Origin of the sequence: Turicibacter sp. GALT-G1 (assembly GCF_025594995.1) — a bacterium.
Classification (GTDB): domain Bacteria; phylum Bacillota_I; class Bacilli_A; order MOL361; family Turicibacteraceae; genus Turicibacter; species Turicibacter bilis.
Window position 1 is genome coordinate 13,703 of record NZ_JAMQUS010000024.1, and the last position, 15,867, is coordinate 29,569.

The following is a 15,867-nucleotide window of genomic DNA, read 5'->3' on the forward strand; positions in this document are numbered from 1 at the left end:
GGTGCGAGTTTTTATTTATATTGAATTGTTGATAGCCCATGCTTAGCACAACAATCATTAGTAATCTTAACGACAAGTTGATGAAGTTTTTCTTCATATAGCTTACGATACATTTCATCTTCTTTCATTGAACTTGAAACAAAAATAATGTGATTATGTAAAACCTTTGAATGTGTGTGTGTAGCAACCACATAATCAGAGTAGTCTTTTAAAAATTGAGTGGCAAACTCGATTCCAATTTGGTGAGCTACCTCTGGTTTAACATACTCATCAACAGGAAATCGTTGCATAATATGATAAGCTGACTCTAGTTGATGAATAGGTTCATTTGTCGTTGTGAATTTATAAATAAGTTCACTATCCCCAGTTTTTTTCTTATCTATGATGGCATCAATTTTCTTATGGTAGTCTTTGGTGATCTTATAAATCTTGATGAATGCCATAGGCTCACTCCCTTTATCAACATGATACATACTTCTACATTATAATACTCCTAAAATTTCTAATTTTCAAACAAATTACGACTTTTTCTCCACTTCGTGTTATTTTTTAATCTGCTTCATTTCGCTTCATTTGTTTCATTAATTCTTTTGTTTTTATATCGCTTTTCATCGATTCACTAATTTTTTGTAAAGCTTTATTGTAAGTAAATGTATCCAGTTGTGTCTGCTTTAAATAACTTAAAGTTAGATGAGGATAACTCACATAGCAAGCGGATATTGCCCATGCGATTGCCATACGAACGTAGTACCCTGAATGCTGAACCTGATCTAATTCCCGAAGAACATCTGTTACATATTGGTTATCTACATAGTAAATTAACAGCATAACAACAGCAAATCTCACTTCAAACTCTTGATCCGACGAAAGATAAGAGGTAATCATAGGCCAAAATTGTTTTTGATACTGCTTCGTAATCTTGAGTCCAGAACAAAAACTATCACAAACAGACCAATTATTAATCTGAGGCACAAAAATTTGAATGTGCTTCATCACTTCATGAATAGAAATATCTTTAATATAGCCAATGACCATCCCTCTTAGCATAATTTCTTCAAAGTAAATATCATCATTTTGGTTCAAAAATTCACGCCAATTTTCTTTTGCGATTTGCTTTGCGATTTTACGTAAGACTGGTAAACGAACACCTAAAATATCCGGTGTTCCCGGAAGCAAACGAGATGAAAACCGCTGATAACTTGGTTCTGCTAATTCTAAAAGTTGTGCTTTAACATTCATATGAAATCCCCTCTAAAGTTAGTAAATACTTTTTCATCTCTAGCCCCGCTGCAAAACCGATGAGTTTTCCATTAGCACCAATCACACGATGACAAGGAATGAGAAGTAAAATAGGATTTTTATTATTTGCCATTCCTATCGCACGCGAAGCTTTTGGACTCCCAATCTGTTCTGCGATTTGTTTATAACTATAAGTTTTTCCACAAGGAATATTTCGAAGGGCTTGCCAAACTTTCTGTTGAAAATGAGTTCCTGCTGGAGCTAATGGTAAGTCGAAAGATTGGCGCAGTCCATTGAAGTATTCATCAAGCTGCTTGACTGCTTCTTTAATTAAGTCCGTCTCTTCTTGAATGGCATTTTCAATTTGTAAAAGATGTGCTAAGTATAAATTTGTAATTCCTCGATCATTGTGTACAATAACTAATTTTCCGATTGGACTTTCATAATAGTGATAATACTTCATTTCTTTCACCTCTTATACAATCTTTAATCCCAAGAGTTGTGCTAATTGAACAGCTTGTTCTGTTGAGACAGTTAACCCCTTTAACTGTTCCATCGGAATGATGACTTGATGAATCTCACACGTCGAGAAATCTAAAGTAGCTAATGAGGTATTAATAAATTCACTTTCAGATAAATTACAAGTATCATAACTTACCTTCCTGTAACTACACTCATTAAAACTACTATTCATCATTTGATTATTAATAAAATTCACCGACTTAAATTTACTGTATGAGAAGTTTGCATAACGTGCAGTATTATCCTTAAATAATGTATTCTGAATACTACTATTTGAAAAATCACTTCCAGTTAAACGACAATTAATAAACTCACAACGATGAATTGTTCCATCCATCAATTTAAGATGAGATAAATCACAGTTATCAAATGTCGTATCTGTTAAATCAATTCGGTCGAATTGACAACTTTCAAAGATTACATTTTTAAAATAACATTTATTTAAATACAATCGATCAATACATTGATCTGTAATCATTGTATTTTCAAATAGAGCTCCTTCAAGATACGGATCATCCATGATGGCTTCCTCAAAAATCAAATCTTCTTTGGAATATTTCATTCGCTTTGGCTTCTGAATTTTTTGCATACTTTCCTTTTCCCCTATGTTATTGTTTATTCCATCATACCATGCACTATCATGATAAAGAAGAAATTCTTTTTTAAAGACAAATTTATCTTTTCCCACACAGTATATCAGTCATTTTCTTTATAAAAATCCGTGCATATTATCTCCTCTAATATAACAGATTTTTTATATCCTCATATTTTCTATATTTACTATTACAAACTAAATGTTTGAAGTTTTTATCATTCCCCCTCCTATAGTCTCAGTAAAATTTTTGTAATGAACAAAATTTACTAAGATTTACATCTTTCTGATTGTTGAATGTTTACAGATTGATTTTCTGCTATACTAATTAAAAAATTAACTCCTTTTTGCGATTATGAGTTAGCTTATATTGTATATCTGCTTTAAAATCACTGAATAACATAACATTCAATCCCTTTTCTTAAAAAAATCCTCTCAATGCTGATTGTTCCATCCTTTCATCTTTTTCCATGTGCCCTTTTGGGAAACACCAATGTCCATTTTTTTTACTTTTTACAGCCAAAAACTCAATCTTATTAAATAAATTTCTATATTTAAACCCAAAAATAATCTAGATATTTTAATTCAGCTTAGTTCTTATAATACTTTGATAGTAAGACTGACTATAGTCATGATAAAAATTTTCCTTATAGAAAATTTATCGTGGCTTATATAACTATAATTACTCCACATGATTTTTCAATATTTATCTTTCTCTCTCCTATATTTTAAATCAACGAAAAATTACCATATATATAATTTTAGATAGAATTATTTTATTAAATATTTCTTCACTTTTGCATTCCCGTTATTAGACGATTATCCTACATAATAAAAGGAGCTATCTCCAAATAACTAAATCTCTCCAGTTATTTTGAAGACTGCTCCTCTATTTCAAGATTATATCAAAATTTAATACTTATTTCATGTATTTGGAAACTTAACAAGTGCCTGGCTTTTTATAATTGGCACTTCCTGTGTTAACTGAATAACTGATTGAATCAATCCTAATAAGTCGGCATTGTTAGCTCCAATAATTCGTTGTTGAATTTGCAGACTATAATAATTTTCATAAGGCTGTTGAATCGGATAAATGGTATTAACAGCTGTTATCATTGGTTGCACTAATTCTTGTCGAATACTAGCATACGGATTAAAATGTCCTCGACTTTCTAGCATAAATGTTTGCCCCGTGGCAGGACACGTCACACCCAATGTTCCGTTCATATTAATATATCCTGCTTGACAGGTTAGTTTTCTTGAGAGGTCTTCTTCATCTAAAATGAGTTTAAGTTTGTTATTTTCTAAGTTATAAAGACGAGCAATGGCATAGTCTCCACTTCCGCCTGTCCGTCCCGTAATAAGAATTTGACTATGATTTGTTTTTAAAAAATCTCCTAAAAATAAGCGAATATCATATCCCGTTAAATCTAATTGAAATCTCAATTTTCTATCATCCATATAATGAATCAACAATTCCAATTGTTGAATGTAAGATTGACTTGGACTATAAGGTGTCCCAAATAAAACGACTTTTTCACAATTATAATCCCCATCTACATCACCATATTGAATACTAATTACAGTTTGGTCAACTTGCATATCCCCCATTCCTCCTCTCATATCTTTAAATTATATGACAGGATTTTGAGAAACATGTTATAATGTGAAAAAATCCATATAAAAGGAGTTGTTTGTTTGAAGCAAACATTATTACTGCAATCCGTCCAATAAGGGAGGATTGACATGCATCCTCCCAGACCTATAACTAATTAGTAGGAGGAACTGAAAATGACATTAATCATTAAATGTGAAGAAAAAACTGAATTTGAAATGATTTATCACTTTATAAAAGAAGCTTTTGAAACAGCGGCTGTTTCTGACGGTACTGAACAAGACTTCGTTAACATGCTTCGCGTGAGTGAAAACTATATTCCTGAACTAGCATTAGTCGCAACAGACAACAAACAATTAATTGGACATATCATGCTTACAAAATTTGCGTTTAAGGGAATGCTTCTTTTAGCCCCACTCACTGTTAAATTAGATTATCGCCATCAAGGAGTTGGAACAAAACTCGTTCAAAAAGCTTTTGAGTTAGCAAAAGAAATGAACTATACGTCAGTCGTTGTATTAGGTGATCCTGATTATTATGGTCGATTTGGATTCAAACCTTCTGTGAACTTTGGTATTACTTGTACAAATGAGATTCCTTCAGAGTATGTTCAAATCGTTGAACTACAAGAAGGAGCACTAGATTCGGTTAATGGAACAATTTCATTCTAAACACGAGAAAAGGGAAATCAATATGATTTCCCTTTATATATATTTTGGATTAATTAAACTACTCGGCTGTTGAATGAACTTTTAATTAAATCTTTGATTTGAACTCCACCATTGGATTTTCTAAATGCTGATTTACAATATAGCCTCCTTCTTCATTTGGCTTTGAAGATATCGCTTTAATACAATATACTCATCCTCTTTTTAAAATCTCAACTCTATTTTAAAAAAGTTATTCACCGTAGCCCATCTCTACGACAAATAACTTTTACTCATATACTATGATTAAAAAAAACGATCCACTTGTATTAGACATACACTTCCCACTTAGAGAGTAGTAATTTAGAATAGAACCATTCATCAACGAATGTGAATGTTAGGGTACATCGGGTAATGTACATTCATATCATTTAAAAATAGTAATCTATTCTATATTCACTCTCTCTAGTTACAGTATATCGAACACTGTCGAATTATCCAAGTGTGCAAACGCAAACAATGAGATGAATTATCAATATAAGAATCCATTATCGCATACTTCTAAGATTTAAGCTATATTTTTTGCTAATTTTTGCTATAATTAATAGAATAAATGATATAAACGATGTATCTTTTCATCTAATGTTTGAACACTAAAGATCCCTGCTTCTTTAATATATGGTTTTTCATCAATCGTTACCACGATAGCTGGAACAGAAAAAATATTAAAAGATGCTGCAAGTTCTGCTTGTGTATCTACATTAATGAGATGAAGTTTAATTTCAGGATACTGTTTTAATAATTGTTCCACTTTAGGAAATAGTGCAAGACATGCACTACACCTAGAACTTTTAAAATAGTGCAGAGTCATCATAAAATCATCCTTTCTTTTTAAATTTATGCTATCAATTTCTAGTGTTATTAATATCAAATGGGGGGCCTGTATGAAAGTCAAATATTTAATCATTGCTGCCATTACAACTTTTTTAATTATTAAATTACCACTCAAGCCATATGTTATTGTTCACCAATATGATAATTATCTTGACATAGCACTAGAACATATCGATTTAACTGGGGTGGATATTCCTTTCATAGTAGAGACAGTTGATACTGCAGGTGGATATGAGGTTCAACTCAACTGGAAAGAGGTTTTAACACTAATTGCGATTAATCGAGAGAATAATTTATATAATCTTGATGAAACGATAATCAAAACAGCAGCTTCTCGATTCATTGATGGAGAGAGAGTAAAATCCCTAGATGAAGTGTTAGTCGATTCTCTTTACACGAATGAAGAACGTGAGCGTGCTAAGACATATATGGAGGACTTAAAATATGAAGGTTATACCCCTCATAAATTACAGCCTTCTGCGAAGGAAACTTTATTTATTAATCAGTTAGTTAATCCCGCTAAAATCAATTATAGAAAAACAGGGATTTTACCGTCAATTACAATTGCTCAAGCTATTCTAGAATCTAACTGGGGCCAATCTGAATTAAGTCGTAATGAGTATAACCTCTTCGGAATTAAAGCGGATGATTCTTGGGATGGAGATTATGCTACTTACACAACGACAGAGTATGATAATGAAGTAATTGATGCAGATTTTCGTGAATATGATAATTGGCTGGCTTCAATCGAGGACCATGCGAACTTCTTATTAAATAATGAATGTTATCATGAAGCAGGTGTATTTGATGCCAAAAATTATCGCATTCAAGCTAAAGCAATTGAAGTGGGGGGATATAGTACAGCTGTGGACATCGCTGGAAATCTTGAGTATGCAAAACGACTTTGCGAACTAATCCGTCAATATAACTTACAACTTCTTGATCATGAAGTTATGCATAATTAAATGTATCGATTATTTATTACAGGAGATGTTTAGTCGACTGATTATTAATTACTTTTCCTATTTCAATGAAATTTTTTAAAGCAAAAAAGGAACCGATTTTTAAATCAGTTCCTTTTTTTGCTTTAGTCGCTAAATACAAACAGAAATAATTTCTACATTTACGATAGCAATCTAAATATTTGATAGTTATACCCCTCAAGTCAGACTATAGTCTGGGGGCCACCTATGCTACGGAGTAAGTTTACGAACTCGTAGCTTTCCTCCCCTGATAGGGCTTGGGTCACCTAGCGATTTCTGAAAGAAATCTAATCCTCCACTACTAGGGCTTTAGTTTTTATCGTGCAAAAAACTTAAATAGACTTATATAAATTATTTTTCGTTTTATATATAAATCGCTTTTGATAAGATGAGACACTTTTAAAATCCTACTTTGCACCAGTGATATTTTTATGTTTAAATAGTTACTCCCCTATTTGACTCTTAGCAAATTTTAAAAAGTTTAAATATTTTTCTTTTTGTAAAGATGATTTTAAATAGATAAAATTGAATTCGCGATTGAGATTAATTCCTTCAACTTGAATTTGTTTTAATTCTTTTCTTTCTAATTCCTCTTTAACGGCTTCTTTATAAATAAACGTCACACCATGATTTTGTTTGATTAGATACTTCAAAAGTTTTAAATTTCCAATTTCATCAAGCTGTTTAAATTGGTTAAGTGAACTATTCGTATTAGCTAGCAATTTCTCTAAGATGTCTCGACTTCCTGATCCAACCTCACGGATAATGAGTCGTTGCTTTTTTAATTCCTCTAGTGTGATGACTTCATCTAAGGGGCTATTAGCTGCTGCTACTAAAATGAACTCATCCTTCTTAAGTAAATGATGCTCGAATTGCTCTTTATCAAAATATCCTTCGATAAAGGCAAATTCTATTTTACCTTTTAAAAGAGCATCGATTAAATGAGTTGTATTTTGAACTTTAAAGTTAAGTTGAATATCTGGAAACCTCTTTAGATAAGCATCTAAGATGGTCGGCATGACATAGTCTGCTATCGTTAAGGTTGCCCCAAAATTAAGTCGCACTTGTTTTGTTTTTAATTCATACATCTCTGTTTCGGTTGATTTTAATAAAGCCTGTGTTTTTAATGCATACTGTAAAAGAACCTGTGCTGATTCTGTAAGTCGCATCTTCTTCCCTTCATAAACTAATAATTTAGTATTATACGTTTCTTCTAAATATTTAATATGCTGGGTTACTGCGGGTTGGGTTAAACAAAGATGCTGGGCTGTTTTAGTTAAACTTCTTGTTTCGCACACATCAATAAATGTGAGCAATCGATAATCAATCATACTCCACCTACTATAAGAAATATTTATATTTGTATAAAAATGTATAATTTTTATTATATCAATTTACATGGTATTGTAAAGATACAATAAAAATTAGGAGGAGTTTTATGAAAAAAATTTTACCTGGTGTACTTCTTTCATTAGCAATTGCAATTATTGCAACGATTTTAAATCAATATGTTCATATCATTGGGGCGAGTGTATTTGCACTTTTAATGGGGATGGCTATTAACTTTTTCATGAAAGACACTACGACATACAAAGCTGGAATTACTTTTAGCTCAAAAAAACTTTTAAAAGTTGCCATTGTCTTATTAGGAACAAGCTTAAGTGTTAGCCAAATTATTCATGTTGGTAAATACTCACTTGTTGTTATGGTCTTCACTTTAGCGGCAGCATTTGGATTCGGTTATCTATTCGGAAAACTATTTAAAATGGACTGGAAACTTAGTTCATTAATTTCAGCTGGAACGGGAATTTGTGGTGGAACAGCAGTTGCCACTTTATCACAAGTTATTGATGCAGATGATTCAGACGTCGCGTATGCTATTTCTGCAACATTTATTTTTGATGTTGTCATGGTTATCTTATTCCCTATTATGGGTGCGGCTCTTGGGCTAAGTGATATGGCCTTTGGATTATGGGCTGGTACAGCCGTAAATGATACATCTTCAGTTGTTGCAGCGGGATATGCCTATAGTGATGCAGCGGGTGATTTCGCAACGATCGTAAAATTAACACGTACGTTATCAATTATTCCTGTCGTATTAGCATTCTCATATTTAAATGAAAAATTAAAAATGAAACAAAATGCAGGTGCAGCAGTTGAGCAAAAGAAAGTTAACCTCAAAAAGATTTTCCCTTGGTTCATTTTATTATTCTTAGGAGCTGCTTTATTAAATAGTGTTGGTATTATTCCAGCAGCATTAAGTTCAACTCTTTCAACATTAAGTAAATTCTTTATGGTTATGGCATTAGCTGCAATCGGATTAAAAACAGATATTCGTGATGTAACAAAATCTGGTTTCCTTCCTATGCTTCATGGATTCATTATTTCAGCCATTGTTGTAATTGTGGCATTATTAGTTCAAGTTTTATTAGGACAAGTCTAATAACATAATTTAAAACCTCACTGATAGTATTCTGATTTTCACATTCAGTACTATCTTGTGAGGCTTTTTTTATTATTTGAGGTAATCTATTTTACAATTGATCTAAACTCTTCTATGCTATTAACCATCTCAACTGAAATATGAGCAGAGCAGAATACAGATAAATCCATTTTCACCCTCACTCATTCAAATCACTTTTTCTGATAGTCAATTAAAATAATCCGCTAATTATTTAACAGGCTTCCCATGCGAATTTCCTTGTTTCATCATTTCAAAATGATCATACTAAGAAAAAACAATCTTAGGATTAAAGAAACTAATTTTTTATTTAATTTTTCACTTCAGTGATTTTCATATATCCTAATCAATACAAACACCTTAAAAGATTCACCTTTACATGACTCTAATTTCTCCATCAAATGACTACTTCCTAAACGAACCTTTTCTTCCTCAATTAACTTCTTATTGAATACTTTATAATTTTTTGTCTCTGATAGCTCTTTTATTTAAAAATTCATCTGACACAAATCAATAAACCTCTAGTACTTTATCGCAAGCAATAGCACATGATTCACAAGCTTGTGCACAACGTAAACAATGTTGATAAGTATGTGCATGTTTCATACATTCGACACTACAAACACGACAGATCTCTGCGCACACTTGACAAAGTTGATTCTTAAAGTTTGTTTGTGACGATAAAGCTTTTGCAACAAAAGAACAAATATCAGCACAATCTTTTGTTAAATGAATACAATGAGCAAAAGGCTCCATATGATCATCAATTAAACACGCATTAAAACAAAAGTTACACGCCTTCATACATGCTAAACATTCATCTACACATTCTTGATAACGAGTTGACATTTGATTTCCTCCGCACTCAAACAATTTTCTGTTATTTTAGTATGTGCGACTCTCTACAATCTCTATACGCAAAATTAAATGTTAATCATACAGTCTTTGCTGATTTAGTCACCTAACTATATTTAATACTAAATAAAATCTAGCTTTAAAAGCTCATGATCTTTTCTAATTTTAGTGAAGTATATATTAAGCAATTGAGGATATTTAACCTGAATAATCGCTTGAATTAATGCCTTTATGTCGACGTTTGGTATCGGTGGCATAGTTACCCTAATGACAATAGAATTTGGTTTAGGAATGGCAAGACTCACCATAGCAAGAATAGTTGCTGTAATCTTTTTCTGATCAACTTCTAACATTTGATTATTTTTTACTACTAAATAGCAGATTTTCACTTTTATCGCCCCTGTTCTTCAATTTACCTTTAGAATTAAATGACACTATTTATTATCATTCTATTAACTATCCCTTTGTCTGTTTATATGAAAAGTTTATGTTCTTAATAAACAATTATGCTGATAAAACTACAATCAATTGGATTTAATACGTTTTCTTTCCAAAAACAGATAAATTGTATTATATACCGGCAAAATAGTTCGATAAAATTAGTCGGCATAAAAAAGAGAGCCTATATTTTTATAAGCTCTCTTTCTTATTCAATTAATCCACTGATTTTAGGGACTCAACCATTTCTACTCGTTTTAATTTATAATACATCGCGAAGTTAACAAGTGCAGCAAATACAAAGGTTAATCCCGCTGCATACACATAACTTAATCCACGAATTTGGCGACCAAACATCATCATATCCATTTCAACTGTTGTCATAACAAATAGATGTAGCAACACCCCTAATCCAAGCCCAACGAACGTTCCAATTAAGGTTAAAATAATGTTCTCACGATAAATATAAGCAGATACTTCATTATCATAAAATCCTAACACTTTAATTGTGGCAATTTCGCGCATACGCTCAGAAATGTTGACATTCGTTAAGTTGTATAATACGACAAAAGCTAAAGCTCCAGCTGAGACAATCAATAAGATAATGACGTAGTTCAAGTTGTGAATCATATCATTAAAGCTTGATTTTAACGTTGAAACCCAACTAATACCGCTGACTTCCTCTAAAGCCATTAGCTCACTTGAAAGATCAGATTGTATAGCCTCATCCTCTAGAGAAGAAATAGCAACTAACTGATTAAAGCTTAATTGTTTATCAAATAATTGCTCATAATATGATTTTGATAAATAAATGTAATGAGAAATATAGTTCTCAGTAATTCCTGAAATTAAAACCTCGACTTTTTTTCCATCAGCATTTTCAAGTGTAATGTGATCGCCAACTTTAACATTTAACTGTTTGGCTATCTTTTCTGTCAAAATAGCTCCTTCATCAGTTAAACTAAAATCCATCGCTGTTTTACGATTTTGGAAATGAATAAACTGACTTAAGTCATCCAAATTCTCAGGAATAAAAATCGTAATATCTTTTTCTTCATCGTTGGCCAATAGTTTACCATTTTCACTCGTTGTTAAAAGTGACCCGACAATGCGTTCATCCTTGTTTAAAGAGCTTACTACATTAGCTTGATCCTCTTCCGTACTTTCACGATTAAACGTTAATGTCATATCATATAGGAATAACGTTCCAAATTGTTTATCCACAATCGTACGAATCGAGTCTTTTAGACCAAATCCTGTTAATAATAGAGCTGTACATCCTGCAATTCCAAACACTGTCATAAAGAAACGTTTTTTATAACGGAAAATATTTCGAACCGTTACCTTTCCAATAAAGCTCAGGCGATTCCAAATAAATGGAATACGTTCAAGTAAAATACGTTTCCCCTCTTTTGGAGCTTTTGGCCTCATTAAGATAGATGGGGTTTCAACAAGTTCTGAATTGACAGCAAAATAAGCTGATAAGGTTGTGACTCCAACTGCAATTAACAATGCTGTTAAAATAAGTGACCAACTAAAGACAATAATCGTTTCTGGTAACACATACATCATTGAATACGCATCAATTACAACAGTTGGAAAAACATAGTTTCCAACAACTGCTCCAATGATACTTCCGGTTAAACTTGCTAAACCAGCATAAATTAAAAACTTAGAAGCAATTTTCCACTTACCATATCCTAATGCTTTTAACGTTCCAATATTCATTCGTTGCTCATCAACCATTCGTGTCATCGTTGTTAAACAAACGAGCGCAGCAACCATAAAGAAGAAAACTGGAAACACTTGAGAAATAGCATGGATACTTTCAGCTGCTCCTTTATAATCAACAAAGGAATAATGTTTATTACGGTCTAAAACATACCATTCAGGAGAAGCGATATCTTGAATCTGTTGCTTGGCATCGGCTAACTTTTCTTCAGCTTCGGCAAATCCTGACTCAGCCTCTGCTTTAGCTTCCTCATACTGTTTCTGACCTTCAGCTAAGTCAGCTTCTCCTTTGGTAAGCTCCGCTTCAGCCTTGTCAAATTGTTGATTCGCTTTAGCTATTTCATCTTCAAGATTAGCTTTTTGCGTATTTAATTCCTGACGAGAAGCCACAAGTGTTTGCTTCGTTGTCAACAACTGTTGTTCCCCGTTAATTAAAGCTTGTTCATTTTGCTCAAGCTCTGCTTTTCCAGCTGCTAACGCAGTTATTCCACTTTGATACTGTTCTTCAAGTGGCGTTAATTGAGCCTGAATACCAGCCTTTTGTTCTTCTGTGAGCATCGGACTTTCTAAACTAGCTTTCATTTGATCTATAGCTGTTTTTAATTGATTTAATTGTTCTTCACGTTGACTAATTTCTTGTTTGGCTTCCTCAATTTTTGCCCAAGCACTCTCTTTATTGGCATAAAACTCATTATAAGCTTGATTAAATTCAGCTTCACCTTTTGTTAACTCCGCTTCTCCATTGGCAATTTGTTTTTTAGCGTCAGCAATGGTTTGTTCAAATTCTGCTTTCTTTAAAGTAAGTTCCGATTTTCCTGACTCAATCGTTGTTTTAGCTTCCTCTAACTCATAAGCAGCTTTTTGTAATTGTTCTAAAGCCTCTGATTTTTTCTCTTCATATTCTTGACGATTTTTATCTAATTCCTCATTAGCCTCAGTAATAACTTCATCGTAACGTTTTTGAGTTTGCGTATCTGCTAATGTTTCAATGGAAGAAATAAGTGGTTTCAGCGCCTCCTCATATCTCTTACTAAATGTATCAAGCGATAAAACATCACTTGCTGTGACAAAGATTTCAGTATAAATATCTAATTTAAAATCTTCCTGTGGAATCATAATGAAACTTGAGATCTCACCATTTCCGATTGTCGTACTTCCTTTATCAAATGATAAATAATAGGGCGTCTCAACAATTCCGACAACGGTATATTCTGTTGTTTTCAAGTTATCACTTAATGCTGTGTCTGTTCCTGATTCAAGGGTAATGGTTGAACCAATCTCGATTGATTCAAAATAGGCATTCCGTTCAACAACCGCCTCTCCTGATTTCTCAGGTAGTCGCCCTTCAATGACACGGACTTGATTAATATAATTCGGATCATCTAAACTTAAGTCAATTGGCAATGCATGAACTTTTAAAACTAACTCTTGATTATGATAGTTCGTTAATACATCTTGTGAATAAGTTGGAAAAATCCCTTCAATTCCTTCTAACTTGGCAAGGGCATTGACATCTTCTTGTGTAAAACCAAAGGTTGAAACAAGTCTTAAATCCATCATATTATAGTCATCATAATATTGATCAACCGTCTTTTCCATAGATAGCGGTGATGATTTAATTCCCACGAAAAAGGCAACCCCTAAGGCACAAATCATGAGAATAGATAAGAAACGACCTATCGATTTCTTAATATCACGAATGGTATCTTTTGTTAAACTCTTACTCATGATTACCACTCAATCCTTTCGACTGGAGTTGGATTTTCATTGATTTCAATACTTGAGACTTTTCCATTTCGAACATGGATTACTTTATCTCCCATTGGTGCGATGGCTAAGTTATGGGTAATCATCACAACGGTCATCCCCATATTACGACATGTATCCTGTAATAATTTCAAAATTGCTTTCCCGGTATTATAGTCTAATGCACCTGTTGGTTCATCACACAGTAATAATTTTGGATTTTTAGCGAGTGCCCGTGCAATTGCGACACGTTGTTGTTCTCCACCTGACATTTGTGCGGGGAAATTATTTTTACGATGACCAAGCCCAACTGCTTCTAATACTTCATGCACATCTAATGGATTTTCACAAATTTGTGTTGCTAACTCGACATTCTCAATCGCGGTTAAGTTTTGAACTAAGTTATAGAACTGAAAAACGAATCCAATATCATGACGACGATAAGTGATTAACTCTTTATTATTATAATTACTTATCTCATTCCCACCGACTGAAATTGTCCCACTACTTGCAGTGTCCATTCCACCTAAAATATTAAGTACCGTACTTTTACCGGCTCCGCTGGCTCCAGCAACAACGACGAATTCACCTTTATCGATTGAAAAATTAACACCACTTAAGGCTTCAATCTCAACCTCGCCCATCTTATAAACTTTCTTTACATCTTTAAAAGTAATATAGTTCTTCATCTCACCCACTCCTCTTTGTTGATTGACTTTTATCATTAACTCTATTATGATGGACTTCAAAGTGAGATACAATACTCAATGTTCATTTTCGTGCCGATTAATCAACAATAAGGCAGAATCTGTTGATTAATATTATTGGGAGGAAGGATTGAAGCATGAAATTAGAAGATCGCCGTGTACGTCGCACAAAGCAATTAATTAAACAAAGCTTAATTGAGTTGATGCACGAAAAACCATTTAAAGATATCACCGTTAAAGATATCACAGAACGAGCAGACTTAAATCGAGGAACCTTTTATTTACATTATGTTGATATCTACGATCTCCTTTCTAAAATTGAAGACGAAACATTACAAGCCATTGAAGAGATGATGCTAGATTATCGATGCAAAATCAATATGCCATCCTGTTATGAATTATTAGATGAATTATTCTCATATATTGAAGATAACCGTGACTTATTTGAAGTTTTATTACACTCACAATCAGAAGGAATTTTTCTCAATAAACTTCAATATTTAATTAAAACAATGGGACTTGATTTAATGAATATGATTTATAAGGACACTTCACGTCCTCATTACTGTTACTTTTTATCATTCGTTTTAAATGGTGTTTTAGGGGTAACTGAACAGTGGTTTAATAATGGAATGGATATGAGTTCAACTGAAATGGCAACCATGATTGATCATTTCATCATGGATGGAATTTCTATTTTAGCCAAATTATAATTTTTCATTTTTTATATTGTTTAATCTATCAAAACATGATATTCTATTCACTCAACCCCTTGCGTTAAGACAAGGAATGTTTCGAGGTTGAAGGAAAAGAACAATTTCCACGTACTGTTCTTTATGTGTTGTTAAGATCATCGTCGGTAATGATGATCGCCGAAGCATTCACAAAAAGAAAGTAATTACCATATAAGTTAATTACGAGCGCTTTTTCATAAATAGAGCTCAGATTGCAAACATAAATGATGAGATAAAACTCTTCACAGAAACCAATATGAAGGCTAATTTCTCACCTTAATGAGAAAACGCGGCCACTAGGCTCTGTTTATTTTTCTTGTTTAAACGCAATATGCGTTTTATAGGAAGAAGGCCTGTAAAACCTTTGGGGTTAATTAAAAACACCAAAGGAGGAATTTGAAATGAAACAAATTCAAATGTTAAAAGATGCAGCAAAAGGATTAGTAATTGGAACAGCTTTATTCTATATTACACCTCAAGTCATCGAAGTCATTGCACACATGACTGCTGTTAAATAATAAAATAAAAACCTGATGAATTCATCAGGTTTTTATTTTCCCCCTCTCTTTAAATTTTTAAAGAAAAAAATTTAGTTATAGTTCATTTGTAACTATTCAGCCACCAAGTAAACGAATTCCGTTTCTTGGTGTTTTTGTTAATGATATGTAGCTCTCGTGAATATTTTACCTATTTGTAAGATTTA

At 32.7% G+C, this 15,867-nt stretch carries 16 protein-coding genes; 4 read left to right on the plus strand and 12 right to left on the minus strand.

The genetic code is table 11. The annotated features are described in order from the left end of the window. Positions 1-11: 11 nt before the first annotated feature. From NEH74_RS04495 to NEH74_RS04515, 6 genes are all read right to left on the minus strand, one after another. Positions 12-443, minus strand: a complete 432-nt coding sequence (locus NEH74_RS04495; protein ID WP_172676272.1) for a relaxase/mobilization nuclease domain-containing protein — start codon at positions 441-443, stop codon at positions 12-14. A 106-nt stretch (positions 444-549) separates the two neighbouring features. After that, entirely contained in the window at positions 550-1,239 is a 690-nt protein-coding gene (locus tag NEH74_RS04500) for a DNA alkylation repair protein (RefSeq protein ID WP_055305487.1), read from the minus strand. Then, positions 1,229-1,702, minus strand: a complete 474-nt coding sequence (locus NEH74_RS04505; protein WP_055305488.1) for a methylated-DNA--[protein]-cysteine S-methyltransferase — start codon at positions 1,700-1,702, stop codon at positions 1,229-1,231. Before NEH74_RS04505 ends, NEH74_RS04500 begins: the two co-directional genes overlap by 11 nt. Before the next feature lie 12 nt (positions 1,703-1,714). Beyond that, complete coding sequence (locus NEH74_RS04510; protein WP_055243276.1) at positions 1,715-2,350, minus strand: pentapeptide repeat-containing protein; 636 nt, start codon at positions 2,348-2,350, stop codon at positions 1,715-1,717. Positions 2,351-2,774: 424 nt separating this feature from the next. Next, a complete protein-coding gene (locus tag NEH74_RS13685; RefSeq protein ID WP_172676273.1) occupies positions 2,775-2,876 on the minus strand; it encodes an NUDIX hydrolase in 102 nt (33 codons plus the stop codon). Between the two features lie 401 nt (positions 2,877-3,277). Beyond that, positions 3,278-3,955 carry a hypothetical protein gene (locus tag NEH74_RS04515; protein ID WP_055305489.1) on the minus strand — a complete coding sequence of 226 codons (678 nt, stop codon included), beginning with the start codon at positions 3,953-3,955 and terminating at the stop codon, positions 3,278-3,280. 189 nt (positions 3,956-4,144) lie between these two features. Here NEH74_RS04515 and NEH74_RS04520 point away from each other — a divergent pair, with 189 nt between their 5' ends. Further along, entirely contained in the window at positions 4,145-4,639 is a 495-nt protein-coding gene (locus NEH74_RS04520) for a GNAT family N-acetyltransferase (protein ID WP_055305490.1), read from the plus strand. Positions 4,640-5,216: 577 nt separating this feature from the next. Here the strand turns inward: NEH74_RS04520 and NEH74_RS04525 are convergent. Then, positions 5,217-5,489 (minus strand): thioredoxin family protein, encoded by a 273-nt coding sequence (locus tag NEH74_RS04525; protein ID WP_147614363.1) that lies wholly within the window; start codon positions 5,487-5,489, stop codon positions 5,217-5,219. 70 nt (positions 5,490-5,559) lie between these two features. Between NEH74_RS04525 and NEH74_RS04530 the strand changes: the two genes are divergently transcribed. Then, entirely contained in the window at positions 5,560-6,474 is a 915-nt protein-coding gene (locus NEH74_RS04530; protein WP_055305492.1) for a glycoside hydrolase family 73 protein, read from the plus strand. 461 nt (positions 6,475-6,935) lie between these two features. Here NEH74_RS04530 and NEH74_RS04535 read toward each other — a convergent pair whose 3' ends face one another. Beyond that, positions 6,936-7,823, minus strand: coding sequence for a LysR family transcriptional regulator (locus NEH74_RS04535; RefSeq protein ID WP_055305493.1), 888 nt, complete (start codon positions 7,821-7,823; stop codon positions 6,936-6,938). 107 nt (positions 7,824-7,930) lie between these two features. On the opposite strand from NEH74_RS04535, the gene NEH74_RS04540 reads away from it, so the two are divergent. Further along, on the plus strand, positions 7,931-8,935 hold the full coding sequence (locus NEH74_RS04540; RefSeq protein ID WP_055245088.1) for a YeiH family protein: 1,005 nt from the start codon (positions 7,931-7,933) through the stop codon (positions 8,933-8,935). A gap of 528 nt (positions 8,936-9,463) precedes the next feature. Here NEH74_RS04540 and NEH74_RS04545 read toward each other — a convergent pair. From NEH74_RS04545 to NEH74_RS04560, 4 genes are all read right to left on the minus strand, one after another. Then, positions 9,464-9,802, minus strand: coding sequence for a four-helix bundle copper-binding protein (locus NEH74_RS04545; protein ID WP_055245090.1), 339 nt, complete (start codon positions 9,800-9,802; stop codon positions 9,464-9,466). 128 nt (positions 9,803-9,930) lie between these two features. After that, on the minus strand, positions 9,931-10,197 hold the full coding sequence (locus tag NEH74_RS04550; RefSeq protein WP_055245092.1) for a hypothetical protein: 267 nt from the start codon (positions 10,195-10,197) through the stop codon (positions 9,931-9,933). Positions 10,198-10,462: 265 nt separating this feature from the next. Then, a complete protein-coding gene (locus tag NEH74_RS04555) occupies positions 10,463-13,705 on the minus strand; it encodes an FtsX-like permease family protein (RefSeq protein ID WP_070099791.1) in 3,243 nt (1,080 codons plus the stop codon). Positions 13,706-13,707: 2 nt separating this feature from the next. After that, positions 13,708-14,412, minus strand: a complete 705-nt coding sequence (locus tag NEH74_RS04560) for an ABC transporter ATP-binding protein (protein WP_055245095.1) — start codon at positions 14,410-14,412, stop codon at positions 13,708-13,710. A 155-nt stretch (positions 14,413-14,567) separates the two neighbouring features. On the opposite strand from NEH74_RS04560, the gene NEH74_RS04565 reads away from it, so the two are divergent. Further along, positions 14,568-15,143, plus strand: coding sequence for a TetR/AcrR family transcriptional regulator (locus NEH74_RS04565; RefSeq protein WP_055245097.1), 576 nt, complete (start codon positions 14,568-14,570; stop codon positions 15,141-15,143). The last annotated feature ends 724 nt before the right edge of the window (positions 15,144-15,867 follow it).